The sequence below is a fragment of the Collinsella sp. AF11-11 genome (genome assembly GCF_003465485.1).
Lineage (GTDB): Bacteria > Actinomycetota > Coriobacteriia > Coriobacteriales > Coriobacteriaceae > Collinsella.
Genome location: NZ_QSAS01000001.1, coordinates 1 through 18,393 on the forward strand (window position 1 = coordinate 1; position 18,393 = coordinate 18,393).

The following is an 18,393-nucleotide window of genomic DNA, read 5'->3' on the forward strand; positions in this document are numbered from 1 at the left end:
CGCGACCCCATGTCGCGGTCCGGCCCCTGAGGAAAGCTCAGCTCAGGTCCTCGCCGTTTGAGGCAATTACCTTGCGATACCACTCGAACGATCTTTTCTTGCTGCGCCGACGTGTGCCGTGTCCTTCGTCATCGAGGTCGACATAAATGAAACCGTAGCGCTTGCGCATCTGGCCCGTTGCGACCGAAACCAGATCGATCGGTCCCCAGCACGTGTAGCCCAGGAGGTCCACCCCGTCGATTTCGACGGCGTCCTTCATAGCCTGGATGTGCTCGCGCAGGTAATCGATACGGTATCCATCATCCACAAAGCCGTTCTGATCCGGCTCATCCGGGGCTCCGAGACCGTTCTCCACGATAAAGAGCGGCTTTTCGTACCGGTCGTATATGTCGTTCATGGTGATGCGCAGCCCTGCGGGATCGATGAATCTGCCCCATGGCTCCATCTTGAGGTAAGGGTTGGGGGCACTCTTGAGTAGATTGGAGTCGAACTGCCCCTCGGTGTTTGCCTGCGCCACGCGCGTCGAGTAGTAAGAGAAGCCCACGAAGTCCACCGGATTCTGCGCAAGGACCTCCTCATCGCCCTCCGCCCAAGGAATCGCGAACCCTTGACGCTCATACTCCGTGAGCATGTAGCACGGATAGTGGCCGCGCACCTGCACGTCGGTGAACATGTAGTGCTTGCGATTCTCGTCCTGAGCCGTTTTAACGTCGGCAGGGTTGCAGGTAGCAGGATAGAAAATACCCGCATTGAGCATGCAGCCGATTTGCGCACCAGGGATGATCTCATGGCAGGCGCGCACCGCGCAAGCACTCGCCACGAGCACGTGATGCACCGCGTTATGAACGGAGACGTAGCGGTCCTCCCCCTCATCAAACACGATGCCTGCCGCCATGAAGCACGCAGAGGTCATGATGTTGATCTCGTTGAACGTGAGCCAAGAGCGCACTTGATTGCGGTAACGTGCGAACACAGTGCGAGCGAAGCGCTCAAACATGCCCACGAGAGCGCGGTTGCGCCAACCGCCGTATGCCGTAACAAGATGCATGGGCACGTCATAGTGGTTGAGCGTCACCACCGGCTCGATGCCCTGTTCGAGGCAGGTGCGAAACACATCCTCATAGAACGCGAGGCCCTGCTCGTTGGGTTCGGAGTCATCCCCGTTGGGGAATATACGGCTCCATGCGATGGAGAGGCGCAGAGCCTTGAAGCCCATCTCGCCGAAGAGCGCGATGTCCTCGCGGTAATGATGATAGAAATCGATGGCCTGTTGGGCCGGGTAGTAATGGTCGGACAGCGGCTCGAGCGGAACGTCGTCACCCCTGATGACGGCGAGACGGTCCCGCCCGTACGGCAGAAGATCCGCGTTGGCGAGCCCCCGCCCGCCCTCGTCCCAGGCACCCTCACACTGGTTGGCGGAAAGCGCGCCGCCCCAGAGGAAATCAGAACGCAATGGCATGGGAGTCCTCCTTATCTTGCTTTTAGTGCGAACGGGCACCACCATGCAGCGGTGCCCGTCCGGGTTCATGGGGCCCCAGTTCCGAGAAGAGACTCGTTGCGCTAAGGCACCCTTCTAGATGCAGCGCTTAAGCCTCAAGGGCCTCCTCGGCTTCCTTCTCGCCCGATTCGCGATTGTCGAAGCCAAAGACCATGCAGAGGGCGAATGTCACCGCAAAGCCAATCGCGCAGCTGATGGCGCCCGGAATGATGTCCTGGCTGAACTTGATGACGTTCATCCACGGGAAGCCGACTCCCGAGAAGACGAAGATGCGCGCGTTGAGCAGACCGCATGCAAGGCCGCCGGCCGCGCCGCCGATCATCGACCAAGCGAGCGCCTTCTTATCGCGCAAGAGGATGCCGTAAATGATGGGCTCGGATACGCGGCCGAGCGCATAGGTAGCGAAGGTAGTCCAACCGAGCTGACGGTTAGCCTTGCCCTTTGCACGGATGCCGTAGGCGAGCGCGACCGCAAGCGTCACGTAAACAACCACCGTCGTACCCGGAGTGCACACGGCGTCATAGCCCACCTCAAGCCAGCCGGGCATCATAGCGGTGAGAATCGGCACATGCATGCCGGTAGCGATCACGAGGTTCCACGTCGCACCGACCACCAGACCGCACAGCGGACCGGCGTTCGCGCCGAGCCAGATGATGATATCGGCGATGATGCCCATAATGAAGGAGACGGCGGGGCCGAAGACGCAGAGTGCAAGCGGCAGCATGATGAGCATGGTCCCCACTGGAATCACGAGGATGCGCAGCATGTCAGGGCAATGCTTCTTGATAAGCCCCTCTACGTAGGACTGAATCCACACGATAAGGATGATGGGAAGCACCGACTGTGTGTAATTCACCAGCGTCATGGGGATGCCGTAGACGTCGAACGGAGCGCCCTCCTCGACGATAGCGAGCATGCTCGGATGAATCATAATAGCAGCCGTCATGAGCGCGAGCACAGGACTCGTCTGGAACTTCTTGGCCGCCGCATAGGCACCGAAGATCGGCAGGAAGTAATATGCCGCGTCTCCCACCAAGGTGAAGAGCCGGTACATGCTGCCCTCCGCGGCTAGAAGGCCCGCGCCTTCCGGACCAAGCAAAATGGTGAACATGCGGAAGATACCCGCGATGCAGAACACGGGCAGAATGGGAGCGATAGAGCCGCTCACCGCATCGAGAATCAGATTGCCGATGCGCTTCGGAGCGAACCGCTCCTTCCAGGGAAGCCTCTCTGCTGCGTCCAGATCTTCATCAATCGCCGTCTGGACTTCAAAGCCGCCTTCCCTGCATACCGCGCCGTAGACCTTGTCGACGGTCGGCCCGATTACGAGCTGCACCTGGCCGCCAGCGTGCACCACGCTAATCACTTCGGGAATCGCATTGAGCTTGGCGTCATCTGCAAGCCCCTCGTCCTTAAGAACGAGGCGCAGACGCGTCATGCAATGCGTCGCGCTTGAAACATTCGCCTTGCCGCCCACCTCTTCGATGATTCTTTGGGCGAGTTTTTGATAGTTAGTCATCATTCCTCCTTTTACGCCACGAATCGTCGTGGCACGAGATGGTTCTCGTACTTTCGGAGGTCATGCCCTGCCCTAACACAGGTTACAATCCTTCTGGCCTGGGTTGTCAGCGTCCGGCTGTGCCGGATTCCGCCTTCGTACAGATACGGTTGACATGGAGCATGAAGTAAAGCTTCTCCTCGTCGGTGAGCTCCGTATGCCATTCCCGCTTCATATAGGTACAGATGTGGTCGATGCATTGCGCAAGCTCGGGAAACTCCTCGCGCGAATTCGCATAAAGCGGCAAATTGGCGCTGCTGAGGCTATCGTTACCCTTGATACGCTTGAACAGATACTGCACGTGTGTCGCAAACCGTGAGAACTCAAAAGACTCCCGATCGATGATGGTACGGAAATCGTACTCGACGATATCAGTGACATCGTTGAGCAGGCGCTCAAACGATTGGGCGCGATCGCTTGCCACAGTAACCTCTGCCCCAGTCTTTGCATTGACCAGATTCATGGCGATGCTTGCCACCTCTTCGCGCGGCAGCTCGACGCCCAACTCCTGCCGCACGCGCGCGGTAATGTAGCGGCCGATTTTGTATTCCAGCGGATAAAGCTGCTGCACATCATAGGTAAGGGGCATATCAAAACGAATGCCCTTCCTCTGCCGCGCAATCGCAAAGGCGATATGGTCGGCCATGATGAGCACGGCGTTGGGACTGAGTTCGTAAGGCAGCTCGTTCTCTACAATATCCATGATCTTTGCCGTAAACAGCACCACATCGGCAGGAAGATCCTGCATGATACGCTGCCCCTCGGCATCGATGCTATAGAACGTGCGCTCGATATGGTCCATCGCGAGCTCCCGGGGGAAGTCACCACCGAAGCCGACACCCTTGCCGAGCGCCACGACCTCGCGACCGCGACTATCTCGACAAATCACGGCGTTATTGTTGAGCTTTCTGATCGCCAGCATATCGATGCACCTCCTCTCTTGATGATAGGGCACTCATTCGGAGCTGAACAAAAAGGGCATGACCTCGGCAGAAAGCAGCACCCTACTTGCCTACGGTCATGCCCTAAAGTGACACCCGAATATATGTGCAATTGAATAACGAACGGAATCCGGATGGCCATGCTCCCCAAAGGGATAACAACCCATCACATGTATTTATAGGCCCACCCGAGATGAACGTCAAGTGTAAATTTGCGTAATCCGCACCCTTGATTGGCAACTTCATCCGCGTAATCCGCACCCCCGACTGATTCTGAGTTGCGGTGAAATAGTTCCTGCTGGAGCCAGCTGGGCCGTAAAACAGGAACTATTTCACCGCAAGTTATGGGGAGACTGGGCGTGCGGACGGCCCTGGTGAGCTAGAGGTTGTAGGTGACCACCTGGGACTCGGCGGGGTTGGAGGGATCGGACTGCTCCACGCGGACGAACTTGACCGTCACCGTCTTAAAGCCCGCCTTGTGCAGAACATCCGAATAGACGCGCGCCTGCATTTAAAGAAACAACGGCGGTAATTGCTATCGCGATTGCGCCAATAACACCGAGCGCTATCTGAATGGGATATAACCCCAACACATATCCAAATATGGAGAAAAACATTGCAGAAAAGAGAGCCCTTACCAGAGACGCGACGGAAAGGATCGTCGCGCGGAGATCGTCCGCTATCGCGTCTTGGATTAAGTTTTCCGAAGTGATGTACACCACTTCTGGGAGAAAACAAAGCACCATGCTAAGGCCAAACAAACACAGCGGATTTGAAGCGAACCACGGAAGAATCATGAAAAGACCGGCCTCGATTAGCATCGAGCCGAGCATGGTATTTCTTTTCCCGAAACGCGATGAGAAGAAATCTGCTGCAATGTAGGCCGTCGCATTTACTGCATAGGATGCACCGAAAAAGATTCCTATTATGGAGACGGGAGCATCAAATGCGTCGAATACCAACTGATTCAAGTTGTAATAACTCCCATAGAATCCATCGAGCATGCTTGTGCCGATTAGAAGAAGCAACACCGCAAAAGCGGATTCTCCAATGCTCCAGGTTTCGCGTCTGAAGATCTTGGCTACGTCAAACCTTTCCTCCCCAGAGTTTTTGGAATGGGTCGTTTCCATCCTCTCAATGGGATACAGAAGGAAAAGCTGCAGGAGATAGAAAACGGAAACGCATACGTAGAGGGCACTCCAAGATACTTGGGCAATGAATGATCCAAGTACGATTGCCACTCCCGTCGCGATTGATTGCGCGGCAAGCAGCCGAGCGTTGATGGTGAGGAAGCGCTCTCCTTGACCGGCATTTCGGGCAATTTCATATAAAAGTGCTTGTTCGGATCCCGATTGAAGGGAGTAGGCGAGTGCCTCGACAAGGGAAAGCGCGACGAGAAAGGGGCCTGAGAGCAACAGCATGCCAGCCGTATGGAAGAAAAGAAGCAGAACGCCCACTTGAATCGAGAACTTCTTTCCAAAGAAATCGCCTACCAGCCCTGTTGGCAGCTCGAGGACGACCGTTGCAATGTTGTACAGGGCTTGATAAAGCGCGATTTCCGTGACAGACATTCCTTTATCCGCAAGGAAAAGTAGAAACACTCCCCGATTTAAAACAAATCCCGCGAGAACGAAAAAGGCGGAATAGATGTGCAGTTGCGTAGCGGCATTCTTATTCATTTGGCACTTCCAACAACATTTTTTGTCGGGCTGTTCGCTACTGACTCAAAACCCGAAGCGTTCACGGTTTCCGATGAAGAGTCACCTTACCTTTTGCGGTATGGGCGCTTCTCGTACTTATAGCCGTTGAGCTTGTTGCGGCTGGGACACTTGCCCGTGGCGTTCTCGATATCCTGCATGATGGACCCCGCCAGAGCGTCAAAAAGCTCCTCCGGCGTCACCTCAAGCGTTTTGGTGAGCTGCATGATAGCTCCTTATTCGTTTGAACCGTTCGGGCTATTGTACCGTCCCAGACTCTCCCATGCGTTGCGGTGCTATTTGGACGATTGAGGGCTTTATTCCGGGGCGGCCGTGTGGGTTTGCCCAAAGTAGCTAAAAGAGCCCCGTCCAAAAAGACTGCGGTGGAATCGATAGGGATTCCACCGCAGGTTGTTGAGGGTTAGAGGTTGTAGGTGACCACCTGGGGCTCGCAGGGGTTGGCGGGATCGGCCTGCTCCACGCGGACGAACTTGACGGTCACGGCCTCAAAGCCCGCCTTGTGCAGAACATCAGCGTAAACGCGCGCCTGCAGGGCGTGCTTCTCCTGCAGCTGTTCCGGCGTCTCGTCCGGTGTGCCGCCCGTCTTGTAGTCGATGACCAGCGCGCGTGACGAATCCGCCGGGTTCGTCGTCAAAGCGTCGATGGCGCCCTCGGCATATGCACCGTAGCGAGCGATGTCCTCGTCCTCGCAGCCCAGCGAAAAGAACGGCACCTCGGCGCGAACGCACGGCCAGGCAAGCAGCTCGGCACGGACCGCCGACTTGAGCCAGCGGTCCAGGGCAACGTCGAAGCGCTCGCGCTGCTCCGGCGTCAGGCGCCACAGACGCGCCAGCGCATCGGCACGCGCGGCGGGCAGCTCATCGGCACCCATCTCGATCAGCCACTGGCAGGCGGCATGGAACGCCGAGCCCAGCGCCATGGGGTTGCCGGCGGGCTCAACGGCGGCCACGTCTGCATCCGTCATCTCGGAACCATCCGACTCCGCATCATCGCCAGCCTCGTCCATGGGCACATGCGCCTCGGCGGCTCGGTCCTCGGACTCGGCATGCAGCGCCGCGGCAATTGACGAGTAGCTGTACGAATCGCGCGCCGGATACGGGCAGGTGCCCATGCGCACGCCCACCGCTTGGGGATACACGAGCTCAAACGCATCGGGCTCGGGGTCGGCTGGACCGGGAACAGCGGCGTGGGCATCCGCACCGGCACCCTCCGGCTCCGCATCGCCGCGGACAAGCCTGCCCTCGACATCCAGCGAAGCGTTGACCTCAAACGCCTGCTCGCCAAACGTAAAGTCCGCCAGCGAGATGAGCTCGTAGTCGCCCGGCTTGGAGTTGTCGAACACCAAACGGTCGCTATCGAGCTGCGGTATGTCCAGGCTGTCGGTCGGCAGGATGCGGCGCAGCACGTCGTAGGTCAGATCCGTCTCGACATCGAAGGTCGGCGCCGTCACCTTGCCGCGGCTCACGCCGACATCCATCGCCAGAATGACCAGCTCGCGCGCTCGCGTCATGGCGACATAGAGCAAGCGAGCCCGCTCCTCGAGCGAAAGCTGCAGGTCGTCGTTGCGCAGGCGAACGAATGCCTCGGCGGGAGAACCCGTCGCGCAGACATCCTCCATGAGCTCCGGCGGCAACCATAGCGACGTGCCCTTACCCTTAAACGCATGCTCAAACTGCTTTTTGACGTCATCGCCCTTTACGAACGTGCCGTCCGCGAGTTTAACGCCGTCGAAGCGTGCCGGCAGCGCCACGACCTGCGCTCCACCCTCGACACGCCCCATCTGAGCCGCACCGGACGATTTGCGCACGCCAAAACACTCGGCAACCGCTACGACCGGATACTCCAGACCCTTGGACGCATGCACCGTCATGATGCGCACCGCGCCGTCGCCCTCCTCGTTGAGCGCGCCCGGGGCCTCCTTGCCCGCCAGGAAGCGGTCGAAGGCGAGCGCGATGGAGCGCGGAGAATTGCCGAGCTCAGCCTCCGCCTCGGCCACGGCGTCGAGCGCCTTGAGCACGTTGGCGGCGATGGCCTTGCCCTCGGGACCACGCTGCGCCAGACGCACAAACCAGCCGGAGGCGTTGACAGTATCGCGCGCGATGGCGGCGAACGAATCGCGCCCCACGCGACGAAGCGCATAGCGCAGCACCTCGCGGGCGCGCGTCAGCAGCGGCAGATTCCGCAGCCCCGGCACATCGCAATCGCTCATGATGCCCACGTCGATGTTGCGGCGCGAGGTCTCCCCCGTCTGGTCGTCCAGCTTGGTCGCCAGCGCCAGGAACTCCTGAGCGCCGAGCGCAAACATCGGCGAGGCCAGCAGCGGCATAAGACCCTGCGCCGTATCGGCCGGGTTAGCAAGCGCGCACACCAGGGCACGCACCGTTTGGACCTCGGCAGCCTGGGCAAAGACCGAGCCGCCCGCGATGACGCAGTCGAGCCCCTGGTCGCGGAAGGCCTGCGCATAGACATCGGCGTTGGTCATGCGGCCCAGCAGCAGGACCATGCTGCCCTGGGGCTGGCCCGCTTTAACGAGTGCTTGGAATCGCTCCGCAATCGCACGAGCTTTCGCCTGCGTTCGCTCCTGCGTACTGCCACCGGCAACGAAGATCGCCTGGCGGCGCGATGCCTTCGCCTTGAGCTTGTCCTCGCGTTCGTCGCTCGGTTCAAGATCCAAGAACCCCTGCATCAAACCACCGGTGTCGCCGTCAAAGACGCGCGCCACATAGCGCAGCACCTCGTCGTGGCTGCGGAAGTTGCGTACAAGCTTGACGAGCTCGCCGGCGGGGGCATCGGACGTGGCGACCGTCTCGGGCGCCGTCGTCGAACCCACCTTGCGCTCCTGGCGACGGAACACCTCGACCTCGGCACCACGGAAGCGGTAGATCGACTGCTGCGCATCGCCTACGGTGCACAGTGCGCGCTCCCCCGCGCCCGTCAGGTAACGGATCAAATCGACCTGCATCTGGTCGGTATCCTGGAACTCATCGATCATGACCATCTTAAAGCGACCCTCATAGGCCGCTCGAATAGCCGGGTAGTCGCGCAGCGCCTCGTACGCCATACGCAGTAGGTCGTTGTTATCGAGCGCGGACTGGCCGGCCTTCAGCGCGCGATACTCAGCCTCCACGGAACGGGCCAGGCCCACCAGCGCATCGAGCGCGGGACCACCGCAGGCCAGCACGATATTGATAAACGCATCGGCAGCCTCGGCCTTGAGCAGCTCCACCTGCTCCTTAGGAAACGCCTTGCTCGCCCGAGGCATGCTGAACGACATCATGAGTCGCGCTGCATCCTCCATGGTTTTGCCGCTCGCCTCAAACGCGTCGATGGCATCGTGTGCCACCTGCGCTTTCTCGGTCGCGGCCTTGCTCGCACCCAACGCCGCGCGATAGGCGTCGGCAAGCGCAGAGGTGTCGGCCTGGCCGCGCGCCACGCACACATCGTCCATGCCGCCCGGCAGCTGGCTCGATAGCTCCAGCAGGTCGCGCACCAGACCTTTGATGGTGGTACCGGCGCCAAACGGCCCGCCCTCGCCCGCCATGGGATACCAAGCGTAGAGGGCCTTAAGCGAGGCGGCGAGCTCAGGCGCGGCATCGGGCGCCGTCGCGCGCCCCAGCACATGCTCGACAGCCTGATCCATAAGCTCATCGGTATCGGTAAGCACCGTGAACTCGGGATCGATGCCCAGCTCCAACGCATGCGCGCGCAGGATGCGCGAACACATACCGTGAATGGTCGAGATCCAAGCGTCGTCGACGGTCAGGGCCTCCTCGTCCATACCCTCTTCGATAAGCGCGCGACGCACGCGGTCGCGAATCTCGGCCGCGGCATCTTTGGTAAAGGTAATGGCGAGCACCTGGTCCAGATGCTCAACGAACGGACCGGATTCGGGCGAGAGCGCGTAGACGATGCGGCGCGTGAGGGTAAAGGTCTTGCCCGAACCGGCACCCGCCGAGACAAACAGCGGACGGTCGAGCGTTTTGACGATCTGCAGCTGTTGCGGCATCAAAGTCGAAAGATCCATGGTCTACACGTCCCTCCTTACAAACGTTCCTTCGTGGTTATACGAGCAGCGCGCATGCGCGGCCTGAGCCGACGTCGGGTCGACGGCGGCAACGTCGCCTGCCTCGAGTTCGTGCAGGCGCTCGGCGATGCCGGCCTCCACGCGATCGAGCAGGGCGTCGAAGTCCATGCTGCCACCCTCGCCGGGAAAGCCCTTCTTAAGCCCCGGGATGCGGCCGTCACCACGCTCCTCCTCGAGCAGCTCGGCACTCGCGGCGCCGCGCAGCGCCGGTTTGCCGCCCTTGGTCGAAAAATAGAGCGCCGCACGGGCATCCAGATCCAGCGCCCGGCGCATGGCCTGCGCATAGATAAGCGTCTGGGTATGGGGCGGCAGCCACCGCGGGTCGTCGATGGCGGCCTCGCCCGATTCCTCGTCGCGCACCGTGGGGTCGGCGAGTTTAAACTCCTCAACGCCCGTGCGATGCTTGTAGTCGATTACCACGGCGCGATTCTCGGCATCCACATCCACGCGGTCGATGCGCCCGCCGAGCGGCCAGCCGGCATACTCGACCTGGAGCTCGTTGAACGCAAACTCCAGGTAGCGCGGCGCGAAGGGCGCGAGCGCCTCGGACTCGTAGGCAAGAACGCCTTCCAGCTGCGGCAAAATCTCGGCCACCTGGCGCTCCTCCACCGGGGAGAGCGGCACGAGCGGGCCCTCGGTACCGCGCTTGCCCGCATGCTCGGCCAAGGTCTCGTCAAAGACCTCGCGCAGCAGCTCCTTCGCGCGTGGCAGATTCATGGGTGTCACGCGCTCCATGCCCTCCTGGGGCAGACGGGCATGCAAGTGTTCCAGCACGTCGTGGACAAAGTTGCCCTTCTCCATATTGCCAAAGCCAGCGTCGATCGACTGGGGCTTCACGCGGTACGAGACGAACCAGCATAGCGGGCAGGTCGAATAGGCCTCGATCTGCGAGGCAGACGTCAGGCGCGGCACCAGCGGCGCATCCTCGCCCTCGCCATCGCGACGACGCAGGACCAGATACGGAATGGCTTCATCGCTCAGATGCTGGGGGGCTTCGCAGGTCACGCGCTCGCGCCTAAGACCTTCGCCTGCCGCGGGATCGAAGTCCCTTACGATATCGCCCTCACCCACACACTTCGCCTTGTCGGCGCCAACGGCCTTAGCGTCGTCAGCGGCCTTGTCGGCGTCAGCGGCCTTAGCATCGTTAGCGGCCTCGGCATGCGCCCACAACTCGGTCCACACGGCCGCCGGATAGCACTCGCGCGCCTGACGATCGTGGGTCACACGGGCGAGCGTAACCGGACCACGCGACGCTTGTATCGCGCGGCCAAAACGTGCGCGCAGCAAGGCCGCAGGCTCAAGCGTCACGTCCTCGCGACCGAGGCTCGCCGTCAGCGTGGTCAGCGGCCCCTCTTCGTGTGAGAGCGGATAGCTGTCCAGATCGACATCGGCAAACAGCACGGCATCGTAGCTGCCGGGGCGCAGAGCCGCCGCATCGGCAAGCGAAGCAAAGCGAACCTGGGCGCGTGGCGCACGGTCAACCTCGTAGGTCTCGTAATCGTAGGCGGCGCTACGCTTGTCCACCTTGGTTCGAATGTCATCGAGCACGGGCACGGTCGCGGCCTGCGACACGTCGAGCGCACGGGCGCCATTCATAAGGATGTCGATGACGTGGCGCAGCAGGGCCACCTCCGCCTGGCGACGGGCCTGACCGTCGAGACCGCCAAGTGCGCGATCGGGCAGTGCCTCGGCAACGGCAAGCATGGCCTTGAGCGCCGTCACGGGTTTGTCGCGCCACAGCGCCTGGAACACGTCCGAGATCACGCACGGCACGCTCTTAAACCAGTTCTCGTCGCTCGCCGCTTTACGCGCGCCCCTCACCTGGCCCTGCACGCTCTGCAGCAGGCTCTTGACGCCCGCAGTGGTCTTGCTGCGCGACAGTCGCATATTCTTGTCGAACGTGCGCGCGCTGGCGGCGTCGGCACCCGAAAGCGGGCTGTAAATCCAGTCGGTAAGCTCCGGAGCGGGCCACCACTCAGTCTTAGAAGCTGCCCCTTCGTCGGCGGCCTTCATACGCTCGATCAGGTTGGCGAGCGCCGTGAACTGCCTGCCCGCAATGGATTGGGAAAACGCCGTGAACTCGGCCGTCTCGGCAGCAACGTGGCGCGCCGCCAAACGAGCGGCAAGCTCGCCGAACAGCTGGGGTGCCCGGGCGGACACCACGAGTACGCGCACGGGATCGACGGGTGCGGAGGCGGCATCGTTGACCTTGGACTCCTTGCGCGCTTTCACCATCTTATCGATGACGTCCGCATAGACACGGGCACGGGCATGGGGCCCGGCGACTTCCACAAAGGCAGGACGTACGACGGACTTTGGAGCAATCGCGGGAGCGCCGGCATCCTCGTCCAGCGGCGCGATCTCAAACAGCACACCGCGGACATCAAATGCCGCGGCAAGCTCCTCGCGCATCGCCGCTTGCTCGCGGGCAAGCAGCACGACAACCTCTCCCCCGTTGTTTGCCACGGCGGACAGCAGCTCGAGCAGGCTATACGTAAATGACGTGACGCCGCGCACGCAAACGGCGCGGGCGCACCCCGGCAGGTTGTCGGCCAAAGCGCCGGCCATAATGTCAGCCGCCTCGCAGGGCTCGACCATATCTCGACGGTCCAAACCGCGCGCATAGGCGCACAAAAGTTCAAACACGCGAGCCTCGGCGTCGCTTCTGGGCTTGGGCTTGCAAACGTTGTCGCAGCAACGCTCGGCACCTGTCCCTGCCACACCCGGCAGCACATCGCGAGCCATACGCGCGAGCATACGCACCGTGCCCTGGCTGCGCGAAAGCGGCTGCAGGTCGGCGTCGTCGAGACGCGCTACCATGTCCGAAAACAGCATCTGGCGCTGCAGGTTGTCGACGAAACCGCGCCCGTCGCCCAAAAGCTCCCAAAGCGAGCGAAGCCACGATGTAGGCGTCTTGTAGTCAATACCCAGCGAAACGCCGGCTTCCGCCGCATCATGACGGCACAGGTCGAGCTCGGCAAACGTTGGCGCCAGCAGCACGGCACGCCCGTGGCGGGCAATAAGGTCGGCAAGCAGCGCCGCCTCGGCATCGCTCAAATCCGCGCCGGCGTTGGTGGTATAGATTCGAACAGGCATGGTCCTCCACTCAAACCGTTCGCAATATTCAATGCTTCCATCCTACCCGCCCACGCGGACAGATTGCTACCTCAGCTCCATGTTTTGGTGCAAAGCAACCTGACCCCAACGCACCAGCCGATTGCGGGCATATAAAAACCGCCCCCGGAGGAGCGGTTTTGCACAATTCGTTTTTGGCGCGGCCTACTCGCCATCCTCCAGCTTAATGAGGATTTTGCGGTAGCCACCGTACTCGCCGTTGAGCGCCTTGGACACACGGCTCACCGTGGTGGACGAAGCGCCGGTACGCGCCTGAACCTCGACATAGGGCTCGCCCTCGTCCAGATAACGCGCGACCTGCAGACGCTGCGATAGATCGCAAATCTCGCGCGGCGTGCAGATATCGGTCAAAAACGCTTGGATATCTTTCTCGTCGTCCAAAAGGCTAAATGCGTGGACCAGCTGCTTGACATCAGGCTTGTCAAACATGTTCTCGATATTCATCGATCACCGCCAAACCCGCCAAAAGGCATCGAAGTTGATACTGACATCGGGCATCGTTCGCCCGTTCTATGCAATAGGGCAACGCCTATGGCTTTTGCCCGTAGCAGTGTAGCACACCACCAAACTAAAGCGACAAGACTCTCTGCCAGCGGCGCGTTTTTCAGGACGAACGCCGTTTTGAAATCAAATGCGCACGCAAGCTCCACGAATATCTGAGACAATGGGCGCCCAAACAGGGCCGTGCCCCGCACCCATCCAAGTTGCAAAGGCATGTGCCCCCCACGCTCCCTCACCACGCCATGCGCAAGAAAGGATTCACACCATGCGTTTTATGCTTAACTGGCTCTTTACCTCGATCGCCATCGCGATTGCCACGTTCCTCGTTCCCGGCATCCAGCCCTTCGGTTTTGCCGAGGCCTGGGTCTGTTTCGCCTTCGTGGGACTGTTCCTGAACATCGTCGATTCGCTCGTCAAGCCGTTCCTGACGGTTATCTCGCTGCCGCTCACGATCATTACGCTGGGTATTTTTCAGCTCGTAGTCAACAGCTTTATGCTCGAGCTGGCCAGCTATCTGTCGGTCAATCTGCTGGGCGCGGGTATCTCCATCGCCAGCTTTGGATCGGCCTTTATGGGCAGCATCCTGGTGTCCATCATGCGCAGCATCCTCGACAGCATCGCCGAGGGCTAAAACGGCCATTCCGGCCGCGCCCGTCTCAACAGCCCAAAACGAAGGCCGCCCATCGCAAAAATGGGTGGCCTTCTTATTTGCCAAGTCTCAAAGGGCGAGAGAATCTGCCATTTCCACCCCGTCCCCAAATGGCAGGTGGGCTAGATCACGTAGTCGTAGCCTTCGTTGGGAGCGACAAGTTGATCAAGCGTCACACCGTCGAGGTAGTCGTTGATGAGCTTGTCCAGGTTCTTCCACACGTCGAGCGTGGGGCACTCGTCAGAGCGCGAACAACCCTTGCAGTCGCCATCCAGGCAGGCGACCGGCGCCAGGCTGCCCTCGGTCAGGCGCAAGATCTCGCCCACCGTGTACTGCTCGGGCGGGCGCGTGAGCACATAGCCGCCGCCCTTGCCGCGCATGCCCGAGAGCATGTTGGCGCGCACGAGCGTAGCCAGAATATTCTCGAGGTACTTCTCCGAAATCCCCTGGCGCGCCGCGATCTCTTTGAGCGGGATGCGACCGGCCGCCTGATGCTCGGCCAGGTCGACCATAACGCGCAGGGCATATCTGCCCTTTGTGGAAACCAACATATATAGTGCTGCCTTTCGGTCTTTTAGTCCGTTGAAATTCTAGCCGAAAAATTGGCTTTGAAAATACCCGTTCCGGTCAAGATGGTTAATCAACTTGCAATAATCTCCTATTTCCTATTGCATTACTAGGCTTTGGTGTCTACTATGCTTCCCAACAGCTAAACGAACAACCTATAAGGTTTATGGGTTTAGCTGCTAGACACACCGTAAAACCACACGGTATCCAGTAATTTGAACACTTTGGAGGTTCATCATGAGCAAGGTTTACACGTCTATCGACCAGCTTATCGGCCACACTCCGCTTCTGGAGCTCACTCACTTTGAGGCCGATGGGGACCTCAAGGCCCGCGTGCTCGTCAAGCTGGAATACTTCAACCCCGCCGGGTCCGTTAAAGACCGCGTCGCCAAGAACATGATTGACGAGGCCGAGAAGGCCGGCAAGCTCGTGCGCGGCGGCGACTACACCATCATCGAGCCCACGAGCGGTAACACCGGCGTCGGCATCGCCTCGGTGGCGGCGGCCCGCGGCTACAAGGTGATCATCACCATGCCCGAGACCATGTCCGTCGAGCGCCGCAAGCTTATGCAGGCATACGGCGCACAGCTCGTGCTCACCGACGGATCCAAGGGCATGAAGGGCGCCATCGCCAAGGCCGAAGAGCTGCAGAAGGAGACCCCCAACAGCATTATCGCCGGCCAGTTTATAAACCCCGCCAACCCTGCTATCCACAAGGCCACGACCGGCCCCGAGATCTGGGACGACACCGACGGCAAGGTCGACATCTTCGTCGCCGGCGTTGGCACCGGCGGCACTGTGACCGGCGTGGGCGAGTTCCTCAAGGAGCAGAACCCCGAGATTAAGGTCGTCGCCGTCGAGCCCGCCACTTCCCCGGTGCTCTCTAAGGGCCAGGCAGGCCCGCACAAGATCCAGGGCATCGGCGCCGGCTTTGTGCCCGACGTCCTCGACACCCAGATCTATGACGAGATCATCCCCGTCGAGAACGACGACGCCTTTGCCACCGGCCGCGCCGTGGGCCACAAGGAGGGCGTGCTCGTGGGCATTTCGTCCGGCGCCGCCGTGTGGGCCGCACTGCAGCTGGCCAAGCGCCCCGAGAACGAGGGCAAGACCATCGTGGCGCTGCTCGCCGACACCGGTGAGCGTTACCTGTCCACGGCGCTCTTCCAGGACTAGAGCTCTCGTTCTTAGAACGAGTCCAAGGCACGCCGGTCTCCCCCCTCTCTTCTGGCAGCCTGAGCTCATCCCAACAGGGTGTCCCACAGGACGCCCGAACTTGCTACAATGTCTGCGGCGCGGAACCAGCCTCCCGCGCCGCTTTTCTTTTTTGGCCACATGCCACCAAGGAGAACCTCCCCATGCACAACAAGCGCGTGCTCGTCGCCATGAGCGGCGGCGTCGATTCCAGCGTGACCGCGTATCTGCTCAAAAGTCAGGGTTACGAATGTGTCGGTGCCACCATGCGCCTCACCTGCCCCGCGCCCGACCCCGCAACAGGTATGAGCAAAGTCGATCGCGACATCTCCGATGCAAAGGCCGTCGCCGGGCGCCTGGGAATACCCCATCACGTGCTCGACTTGCAGCAGACCTTCGACCGTAACGTGATCGAGCGCTTTGTGAACGCCTACCAGGAGGGGCTGACGCCCAATCCGTGCATTATCTGCAACCGCCACATTAAGTTTGGCGCGCTGCTCGATGCAGCGCTGGACATGGGCTGCGACTACATCGCCACGGGCCATTACGCCAAAACAAGCCAGGCGGCAGACGGCACCTGGCAGCTGCATCGCGGCGAGGACCCCAAAAAGGACCAGAGTTACTTTTTGTATTCGCTTACGCAGGAGCGTCTGGCGCGCACGATTTTTCCGCTGGCGGGTCTGGACAAGGAGCGCGACGTGCGCCGGATTGCCGCCGAGCAGGGCTTTACCAACGCCCAGAAGGCCGAAAGCGAGGACATCTGCTTTATTCCAGACGGTGACTACGCGGGCTATATCGAGCGCCGCTGCGGACATCCCGCTGCACCGGGCGACATTGTGTGGCGCGACGGCAGCGTGGTCGGGCGCCACAACGGCGCGCTGCGCTACACCATCGGCCAGCGCAAAGGCCTGGGCGTCGCGATGGCGCATCCCGTGTATGTGACGGGCGTCGACGCCGCTAACAACACCGTGCATCTGGGCGAGGCCGAGGACCTGACGGCCACGGCGCTCACGGCCAACGACTGGATTTGGAGCGCCCCTGCCGACCACATGGAAGCCGAGCTGGATGCCGGCGGCATCCGCGTGGGCGCCAAGTACCGCTACCGACAGAAAGACCAGGCAGCGATCCTTACGCGCGGCGAAGACGGGCAAATGTTGCTGACCTTTGACGAGCCGCAGCGCGCCATCGCCCCCGGCCAGGCTGTCGTTATATACCGCGGCGACATCGTCCTGGGCGGCGGCACGGTGACCGGCGCCATCAAGTAGCCCCATCCCCTTCATAAGTTGCGGTGAAATAGGGACTGTTTGGCGGTTTTAAACGCTTAAACAGTCCCTATTTCACCGCAACTTAGAGAGGACGGCCTCGGTCGGTACTGCTGTGCCAGCCGAGGCCGCTGCATCGTTAGCGCTGAACGTAGGCGCGAACCAGCTCGTAGGTATTGCGCACACCGTCGGTGTGGCTGCGTTCGTAGTTGTGGCTCGCGTACACGCCGGGGCCGATCAGGCCATGGCGAATGTCGTAACCGGCCGAAAGCGTGGCCTCGACGTCCGAGCCGTAATGCGGGTACACATCGATGGCGTAATCGAGTTCAAGCTCGCGCGCGATGTTGGACAGCGTGGTCACCAGGTCGTAGTTGTACGGACCGCCCGAATCCTTGGCGCAAATCGACACCATGCGCTCGGTGCAGCCCAGGTCGTCGCCCACGCAGCCCATGTCCACGCTGATCATCTCGCGCGTGTCGGCCGGCACGAAGGCACCGCCGTGGCCGACCTCCTCGTACACGGTAAAGAGCAGCGACACCTTGCGCGAAAGGGTCACCTCGCCGCCAGCAACGGCGCGAGCCAGACCCAGCAGAATCGACGCGGACAGCTTGTCGTCAAGGAAGCGGCTCTTGATGTAGCCGCTCTCCGTCACCGTGGTGCGCGGATCCATAGCGATGATGTCTCCGGTCTGAATGCCCAGCTCGAGCACGTCGTCCTTGCTGTCGACGTTCTCGTCGAGCAGGATTTCCATGTTCTTCTCGATGGTCTTGACCGGCTCATCGGCCACATGCGCCGAAGGCTCGGTATTGAGAACCACACCCGTGTAGACATTGCCATCGCGCGTGTAAACGGTGCAGTTCTCGCCATCGGCCGTAGACCACTGATGCCCGCCGAGCGTCGTGGGACGCAAGCGGCCATTGTCCTTAATGGAACGCACCATGGCGCCCAGGGTATCGACATGGCTCGCCAGTACGAGCGGCTCACCCTCGCCACCAAGCTCAACGAGCACGTTACCCTTATTAGAACGCTCAGGCCCAAACCCCATATCGCGCAGGGTCTCCATCAGATAATCAGTAGCCGCACGAGTAAACCCCGTAGGCGAAGCAATCGAGGTAAGCGCCTTAAGCTGGTCAGTAATAAAACCAAGCGTAGAATCCATTTGGGACACCATCCACAACTCCAAAGTCAACATCCCGTAATCAGTAAAAGCCCCAACAACGATACCATCACGCACAAATATTTACCTAGCGAGATGACCCATCGAGCTCCCCAGAACTGCGCCCGCC

General features: G+C 60.7%; 13 protein-coding genes. 3 read left to right on the forward strand and 10 right to left on the reverse strand.

What is annotated here, in order from left to right; all coding sequences use genetic code 11:
* Window positions 1–37: 37 nt before the first annotated feature.
* The 8 genes from DWV58_RS00005 to DWV58_RS00040 form a co-directional block, all read right to left on the reverse strand.
* On the reverse strand, window positions 38–1,459 hold the full coding sequence (locus DWV58_RS00005) for a 6-phospho-beta-glucosidase (protein WP_117757899.1): 1,422 nt from the start codon (window positions 1,457–1,459) through the stop codon (window positions 38–40).
* A gap of 127 nt (window positions 1,460–1,586) precedes the next feature.
* Window positions 1,587–3,020 carry a PTS transporter subunit EIIC gene (locus DWV58_RS00010; RefSeq protein ID WP_233540458.1) on the reverse strand — a complete coding sequence of 478 codons (1,434 nt, stop codon included), beginning with the start codon at window positions 3,018–3,020 and terminating at the stop codon, window positions 1,587–1,589.
* A gap of 103 nt (window positions 3,021–3,123) precedes the next feature.
* On the reverse strand, window positions 3,124–3,978 hold the full coding sequence (locus tag DWV58_RS00015; RefSeq protein WP_117564499.1) for a PRD domain-containing protein: 855 nt from the start codon (window positions 3,976–3,978) through the stop codon (window positions 3,124–3,126).
* A gap of 483 nt (window positions 3,979–4,461) precedes the next feature.
* Entirely contained in the window at window positions 4,462–5,676 is a 1,215-nt protein-coding gene (locus DWV58_RS00020) for an MFS transporter (protein WP_117775793.1), read from the reverse strand.
* 86 nt (window positions 5,677–5,762) lie between these two features.
* Window positions 5,763–5,921: a DUF3284 domain-containing protein gene (locus DWV58_RS00025; protein WP_117764931.1), complete on the reverse strand. Its 159-nt coding sequence runs from the start codon at window positions 5,919–5,921 to the stop codon at window positions 5,763–5,765.
* A gap of 194 nt (window positions 5,922–6,115) precedes the next feature.
* Entirely contained in the window at window positions 6,116–9,739 is a 3,624-nt protein-coding gene (locus DWV58_RS00030; RefSeq protein ID WP_117775794.1) for a UvrD-helicase domain-containing protein, read from the reverse strand.
* A gap of 3 nt (window positions 9,740–9,742) precedes the next feature.
* Window positions 9,743–12,895, reverse strand: a complete 3,153-nt coding sequence (locus tag DWV58_RS00035) for a PD-(D/E)XK nuclease family protein (protein WP_117775795.1) — start codon at window positions 12,893–12,895, stop codon at window positions 9,743–9,745.
* A gap of 183 nt (window positions 12,896–13,078) precedes the next feature.
* Window positions 13,079–13,378, reverse strand: a complete 300-nt coding sequence (locus DWV58_RS00040) for a YerC/YecD family TrpR-related protein (protein WP_022094855.1) — start codon at window positions 13,376–13,378, stop codon at window positions 13,079–13,081.
* A gap of 322 nt (window positions 13,379–13,700) precedes the next feature.
* On the opposite strand from DWV58_RS00040, the gene DWV58_RS00045 reads away from it, so the two are divergent.
* The gene (locus DWV58_RS00045) at window positions 13,701–14,066 is read left to right on the forward strand and encodes a phage holin family protein (protein ID WP_055250947.1); all 366 of its coding nucleotides are present in this window, start codon (window positions 13,701–13,703) and stop codon (window positions 14,064–14,066) included.
* Between the two features lie 140 nt (window positions 14,067–14,206).
* On the opposite strand, the gene DWV58_RS00050 is transcribed toward DWV58_RS00045, so the two are convergent.
* A complete protein-coding gene (locus tag DWV58_RS00050; RefSeq protein ID WP_089572175.1) occupies window positions 14,207–14,635 on the reverse strand; it encodes an Rrf2 family transcriptional regulator in 429 nt (142 codons plus the stop codon).
* A 253-nt stretch (window positions 14,636–14,888) separates the two neighbouring features.
* Between DWV58_RS00050 and cysK the strand changes: the two genes are divergently transcribed.
* A complete protein-coding gene (gene cysK, locus DWV58_RS00055) occupies window positions 14,889–15,827 on the forward strand; it encodes a cysteine synthase A (RefSeq protein ID WP_117775796.1) in 939 nt (312 codons plus the stop codon).
* Window positions 15,828–15,886: 59 nt separating this feature from the next.
* The gene (gene mnmA, locus DWV58_RS00060) at window positions 15,887–17,110 is read left to right on the forward strand and encodes a tRNA 2-thiouridine(34) synthase MnmA (protein ID WP_255413153.1); all 1,224 of its coding nucleotides are present in this window, start codon (window positions 15,887–15,889) and stop codon (window positions 17,108–17,110) included.
* A gap of 136 nt (window positions 17,111–17,246) precedes the next feature.
* Here mnmA and DWV58_RS00065 read toward each other — a convergent pair whose 3' ends face one another.
* On the reverse strand, window positions 17,247–18,266 hold the full coding sequence (locus DWV58_RS00065) for a M42 family metallopeptidase (RefSeq protein ID WP_117775938.1): 1,020 nt from the start codon (window positions 18,264–18,266) through the stop codon (window positions 17,247–17,249).
* Between the last annotated feature and the right edge of the window lie 127 nt (window positions 18,267–18,393).

Coding starts and splice junctions, on each gene's coding strand:
- DWV58_RS00065 (WP_117775938.1), bottom strand. CDS start 18,266: ATGGATTCTACGCTTGGTTTTATTACTGACCAGCTTAAGGCGCTTACC.
- DWV58_RS00035 (WP_117775795.1), bottom strand. CDS start 12,895: ATGCCTGTTCGAATCTATACCACCAACGCCGGCGCGGATTTGAGCGAT.
- DWV58_RS00005 (WP_117757899.1), bottom strand. CDS start 1,459: ATGCCATTGCGTTCTGATTTCCTCTGGGGCGGCGCGCTTTCCGCCAAC.
- DWV58_RS00020 (WP_117775793.1), bottom strand. CDS start 5,676: ATGAATAAGAATGCCGCTACGCAACTGCACATCTATTCCGCCTTTTTC.
- DWV58_RS00040 (WP_022094855.1), bottom strand. CDS start 13,378: ATGAATATCGAGAACATGTTTGACAAGCCTGATGTCAAGCAGCTGGTC.
- DWV58_RS00015 (WP_117564499.1), bottom strand. CDS start 3,978: ATGCTGGCGATCAGAAAGCTCAACAATAACGCCGTGATTTGTCGAGAT.
- DWV58_RS00010 (WP_233540458.1), bottom strand. CDS start 3,020: ATGATGACTAACTATCAAAAACTCGCCCAAAGAATCATCGAAGAGGTG.
- cysK (WP_117775796.1), top strand. CDS start 14,889: ATGAGCAAGGTTTACACGTCTATCGACCAGCTTATCGGCCACACTCCG.
- DWV58_RS00025 (WP_117764931.1), bottom strand. CDS start 5,921: ATGCAGCTCACCAAAACGCTTGAGGTGACGCCGGAGGAGCTTTTTGAC.
- DWV58_RS00045 (WP_055250947.1), top strand. CDS start 13,701: ATGCGTTTTATGCTTAACTGGCTCTTTACCTCGATCGCCATCGCGATT.
- DWV58_RS00030 (WP_117775794.1), bottom strand. CDS start 9,739: ATGGATCTTTCGACTTTGATGCCGCAACAGCTGCAGATCGTCAAAACG.
- DWV58_RS00050 (WP_089572175.1), bottom strand. CDS start 14,635: ATGTTGGTTTCCACAAAGGGCAGATATGCCCTGCGCGTTATGGTCGAC.